5 protein-coding genes are annotated in these 4,666 nt (G+C 54.5%); 4 read left to right on the forward strand and 1 reads right to left on the reverse strand.

Annotated elements, in window-relative coordinates; all coding sequences use genetic code 11:
- The first annotated feature begins 186 nt into the window (after positions 1 to 186).
- Complete coding sequence (locus E1297_RS39265) at positions 187 to 621, forward strand: SRPBCC family protein (RefSeq protein WP_155147941.1); 435 nt, start codon at positions 187 to 189, stop codon at positions 619 to 621.
- A gap of 1 nt (position 622) precedes the next feature.
- Positions 623 to 1,324, forward strand: a complete 702-nt coding sequence (locus tag E1297_RS39270; protein WP_155147942.1) for a hypothetical protein — start codon at positions 623 to 625, stop codon at positions 1,322 to 1,324.
- 27 nt (positions 1,325 to 1,351) lie between these two features.
- Here E1297_RS39270 and E1297_RS39275 read toward each other — a convergent pair whose 3' ends face one another.
- Positions 1,352 to 1,966, reverse strand: a complete 615-nt coding sequence (locus E1297_RS39275) for a TetR/AcrR family transcriptional regulator (RefSeq protein ID WP_155147944.1) — start codon at positions 1,964 to 1,966, stop codon at positions 1,352 to 1,354.
- 105 nt (positions 1,967 to 2,071) lie between these two features.
- Here E1297_RS39275 and E1297_RS39280 point away from each other — a divergent pair, with 105 nt between their 5' ends.
- Together E1297_RS39280 and E1297_RS39285 are read left to right on the forward strand one after the other, a co-directional pair.
- A complete protein-coding gene (locus E1297_RS39280) occupies positions 2,072 to 3,220 on the forward strand; it encodes an efflux RND transporter periplasmic adaptor subunit (protein ID WP_155147947.1) in 1,149 nt (382 codons plus the stop codon).
- A gap of 3 nt (positions 3,221 to 3,223) precedes the next feature.
- Positions 3,224 to 4,666 (forward strand): efflux RND transporter permease subunit (locus E1297_RS39285; RefSeq protein ID WP_196223510.1); only part of this gene is annotated, 1,443 nt, incomplete at its 3' end.

Raw genomic sequence — 4,666 nt, forward strand, 5'->3', positions numbered from 1 at the left:
GGTTCCTGAATAACCCTTTTCCGTCTGGCCAATATCGGGCTCCAAACTTGCTGTTCTCTGCTCAGGGAATGCGGTGCGAGGCGCAGATGCTATAGACAAAACGACATCTTTGGCGTCGTTTTCTGCAGGCAGTTGTCGGTCATAGTCGATCTAAGCTGATTACAATTCAAAGGAGTAGGGGTGGCGATGCACGTATTTCGAAGCATGATCCTGGATGCACCGGTTGATCAGGTCTGGTCTGCTGTCCGGGCATTTGACGGTGTTTCGGGTTGGAACCCGGCCGTTACGAGCGCCCGAATGGAAACAGGTTCAGCCACCTCACCGGGCAGTATAAGGCATTTGGATATTGTGGATGGGACGGTGTTTCGCGAAACACTTCTTGAGCTTTCCGATGCCGAACATTTCTACACCTACGATATTATCGAAAGCCCTTTACCGGTTCGCAACTACGTCTCAACCCATCGGTTTGTGCCAATCACGCATACGGAGCAGACTTTAGGCATCTGGGAAAGTCGCTTTGATTGCGACATGGAGCTGGAAAACGAGATGGCGGCGATCGTAGGGGATCAGATCTACATCGGCGGCATGACCGGGTTGAACGAATTTCTGAAAGGGAACTGAGATGGCTGACACTCTCGCACCCCGTGCTGTGATCGGTGTAATGACACCAGCAATGAACACAGTCGTGCAACCTGAACTGGAGTTGTTGAGGCCAGAAGGCGTGACCAATCAGATGCAGCGCTTTCGATTGGGCGGTGACAGTGTCTCGGACGACCTGATCGAAGAAGCTGAGAAGCTGATGGATTGCAATCCTGCTGCGTTGTGCATCGGCTTGACCACGGATGCAGGCCCCGGTGGTGTTGAGAGATTGGCGCGCCGCTGCACCGAATTGGAGGAGGCGGTGGGTGTACCGGTGCTGAATGCTTCAGCTGCGGATCATGCGGCGCTGCGGGCACTGGGGGCCAGAAGAGTTGCGGTTGTGACTCCATTCAATGCTGAAATCGACCAGCACGTTAAAGCAAATACCGAAGCTGCGGGATTTGAAGTCGTTGCGATCAAGGGAACCTGCGCACCAAGCTTACCCGAGATATGCGAAACATCGCTTGAAGAAATCCGGGCAGTGTTTCGCGAGGTCGGAGCGGCGGAATGCGATGCTATCTTGCAGGTTGGGACCGCTTTGCCCGTCGTGTCCTTAATTGCTGAACTCGAGGCAGAACTGGGCAAGCCCATTGTTGCTTGCAACGCCGCCGTCTATTGGCAAACCTTGCGTGCGATTGGCATCAAAGATTCAGTAACTGGTTACGGCACTCTTTTGACGATCTGACCTTCGTTGTTCAGGTCTGAAGGGGCCTTAACGCGAAACCACTGACGTCATTATGAAATCCAAAACATTATTGGTGATTTTGCGCATGGGGGTCGTCATCAAGACGCTGCGAAAAGCGCTGCCCTCGATGGTCTCGATTATCAGCTGCGATGTCTGATTTGGGTCAGGGAGCTGTCGGAAATCATGTTCTGAAATACCGCGTTCGAGTAGATTTGTGAGTGCTCCGACAAGTTCGTTTCGGTTCTCCAGAAATAGCCGCCCAATATCCGGCTGGCGTATTGCTTCGCTGGCGATTTCCACACTCAGAATGACGTTCTCTGGGGCAGCCAGGTATTTGGCGTAAGCCTTTATAAATTTGTTCAGAACGCGCGGGGTAGCAGATCGCTCTGCGAGAATTTTGAGAAACGGCTCCATCTCCTGTCGTTCCAGTGCCGCGATCTCAACCAGAACATCGTGCTTGCCGGGGAAGTGATTATAGAGGTTTCCCAAGCTAACGCCGGCCCGAGCGGCGATGTCGCGAACACCAGTCTGGTGATATCCGCGCTCAAGAAAGCACATCACCGCTGCTTCCAGTATCTGGTTGCGCCGTTTGGCGGTGGCTTTGTCACGTTTGGTGGCTTGTTTGCTTTGGCTCTCGGTCATTTTTTATGTCATATATTGAACGAACGATCGTTCATAGTATATAGCGAAAAACCAGCCTATGCAAGTTGGCTCACTGATTCTGATCGCAATTGAAAGGCTTCGAACATGCCTGAAGAACCTAATGCAAAAGGCGGAACGCACTGGCGCCGATGGTTATGGATCGGCCTCTCGTTGTCGCTTCTGATTGCCGTGGTGCTTTTGGTGTTCGAAGCTGAAGACACAATTGATGTTCAAAAAACGGATACGCCACCGCCCCCACCCCTGGTATCGGTGGTCTCAGTGTCTGCGCAAGCTGTTCAGGCAGAGATTTCCACTTTTGCAGAGGTCCGGCCGCGATGGGATGCCGAGCTTCGCTCTGCGGTGTCCGGGCGTATTACTGCCGTGCACGATGGCGCGCTTGCCGGATCAAGGGTTGATTTGGGTGATCCGTTGTTTTCTGTCGAAAAGGCGCAGTATGAAAGCGCAGTTGCTGCAGCCGAAATGGAGCTGGAGCAAGCGCAATTGGCTTTGTTGCGGGCGCAAAACGACGTTACTGTCGCGCGCCGCCAATTCGAGCGTGATAAAAAAGAACCTCCGACGGAACTTGCTATTCGCTTGCCGCAGCTGCGCATTGCGGAAAAGACCGTAGCCTCGGCGAAATCAAGACTGAATGCAGCGCAGCGCGATCTGGCAGATACCGAGGTAAGCGCGCCGTTCTCCGGTTTTGTCACCAGACGTGCTGCCAGCCTCGGTCAAACTGTTAGTCCGGGTGATCCTTTGGTGCGATTGTCCGACAATCGCCAGTTCGAGTTGGTCGCAGAATTCAATCAGGACGACTGGGCGTTGCTACAGCATCCGATTTCCGGATCTCTCGCCACTCTGACGCTTCGCAATGGTAACCGGATCGGGCAGGCGCGTATCCGTCGGGGCGGGGGGTTTCTGAATCAGGAAACACGTCAGATGCGCGTGTTTCTGGAGGTTTCCGAGCCGGATGAGCGGGTGCTTGCAGGTGACTTCGTGCGGGTATCCATTCCCGGAAGAACGATTTCTGACACGCTGACCTTTCCCGAAAGCTCATTGACCCGCGCAGGTTATGTTTGGGTGGTTGATGGCGGCAATCTGTTGCAACGGATCAAGCCGCATATTCTGTTCCGCGCTGATAACGCAGTGACAATTACTGCGCCCGAAGGGCAGGGCCCCTGGCACATCGCGAAAACTCCGCTTGCGTCGTTTCTGCCGGGTCAGCGCGTCACCCCCCGCGTTGATGAGGGATAAGCCATGCACGCCCTGACATCCTGGTTCATCCGCAATCCGGTCGCCGCCAACCTGCTGATGGCGCTGATCCTTTTTCTTGGTGTGCAGACCCTGATGAATATCCGCATCGAAGGGTTCCCGCGTATTCCACCTGAAAGCGTCACGATCTCGATTGAGTACCCGGATTCCACTGCCGAGCAGGTGGATGAACTCATTACCCAGAAGGTCGAGCAAGCGCTTGAAGGTCTGGAAGGTGTGCGCAGTATCTCATCACGTTCGCAAAACGGTCTTAGCACGATCTCAGTGCGCAGGGCCGGAGGTGAGAAACTGCAGGCAGTTCTGGATCGGGTGCGTATTCGCATCGATGGCCTGACGGACCTGCCAGACAAAGCGCGCCGCCCCGTGATTGAGGCGTCGGGCTATGACTTTCCTGCGCTATACGTAAACCTGCATGGCGACGCAGATCCGGCCACTTTGCAGACCTTGGCACAACGGCTCAAGGAAGACCTGCTTGCCCAGCCAGAGCTGTCACGCCTGAACATCTGGGGGCTGATCCCGCGTGAGCTGCGTATCGAGATAGACCCCGAGCGTTTGCGCCAATATGGGCTGACTGTTTCAGATATCACCCGCGCCATTCGGGGAAACTCACTGACCTTTCAGGCGGGTCAATTGCGCACCGAAGGCGGCACCATCTTTCTGCGCGCTGACGACCGGGCAAAATATGCACCTGAATATGCAGAGTTGCCGGTTATCGAACGGGATGACGGGTCATTTGTGCCGCTCGGTGATCTTGCAACGATTGAAGATGGCTTTCTGGATGGAGAGTTTCTGTTTCGTCTGAACGGCAATCCAACCGTCGGCATGGAAGTTCTGATTGGGCAGAAGGAAAATCTGCTTGAGATCAGCCGTGTTGTCCGCGACACGGTTGACGATTTCAGTCACCAATTGCCCCCGCAGATTCAGGCCGAAATATGGGGCGACAGTGCGGGATACATCTCGGATCGCCTCGAGCTGTTGCGATCGAACGGGGTGCAGGGCTTGATCCTTGTGACGCTGATGCTGTCGGTCTTTTTGAATGTACGGCTGGCGTTTTGGGTGGCCATGGGGATCCCGATCTCAGTTATGGGCGCGATCGCGGTTTCGGGCTCAAGATGGATCGATTATTCCCTGAATGATGTGACGACCTTTGGCCTGATCATTGCGTTGGGCATTCTGGTAGATGACGCTGTTGTTGTTGGCGAAAGCGTCTTTGAAGAGCGAAGTAAGGAAAAGGACCCGATCAAAGGCACCGAACGCGGCGTGAACCGGGTTGCTGTTGCAACGGTTTTCGGCGTGCTCACAACCATCGCGGCGTTTTTCCCCATGTTGCTGATCGATAACCCGCTGGGCAAAGTGCTGGCTGGTTTCTCAGGCATCGTGATCCTGACGCTGATCTTTTCACTGATCGAAAGTAAGTTCATCCTGCCC

It is taken from the genome of Roseibium sp. RKSG952, assembly GCF_009711355.1.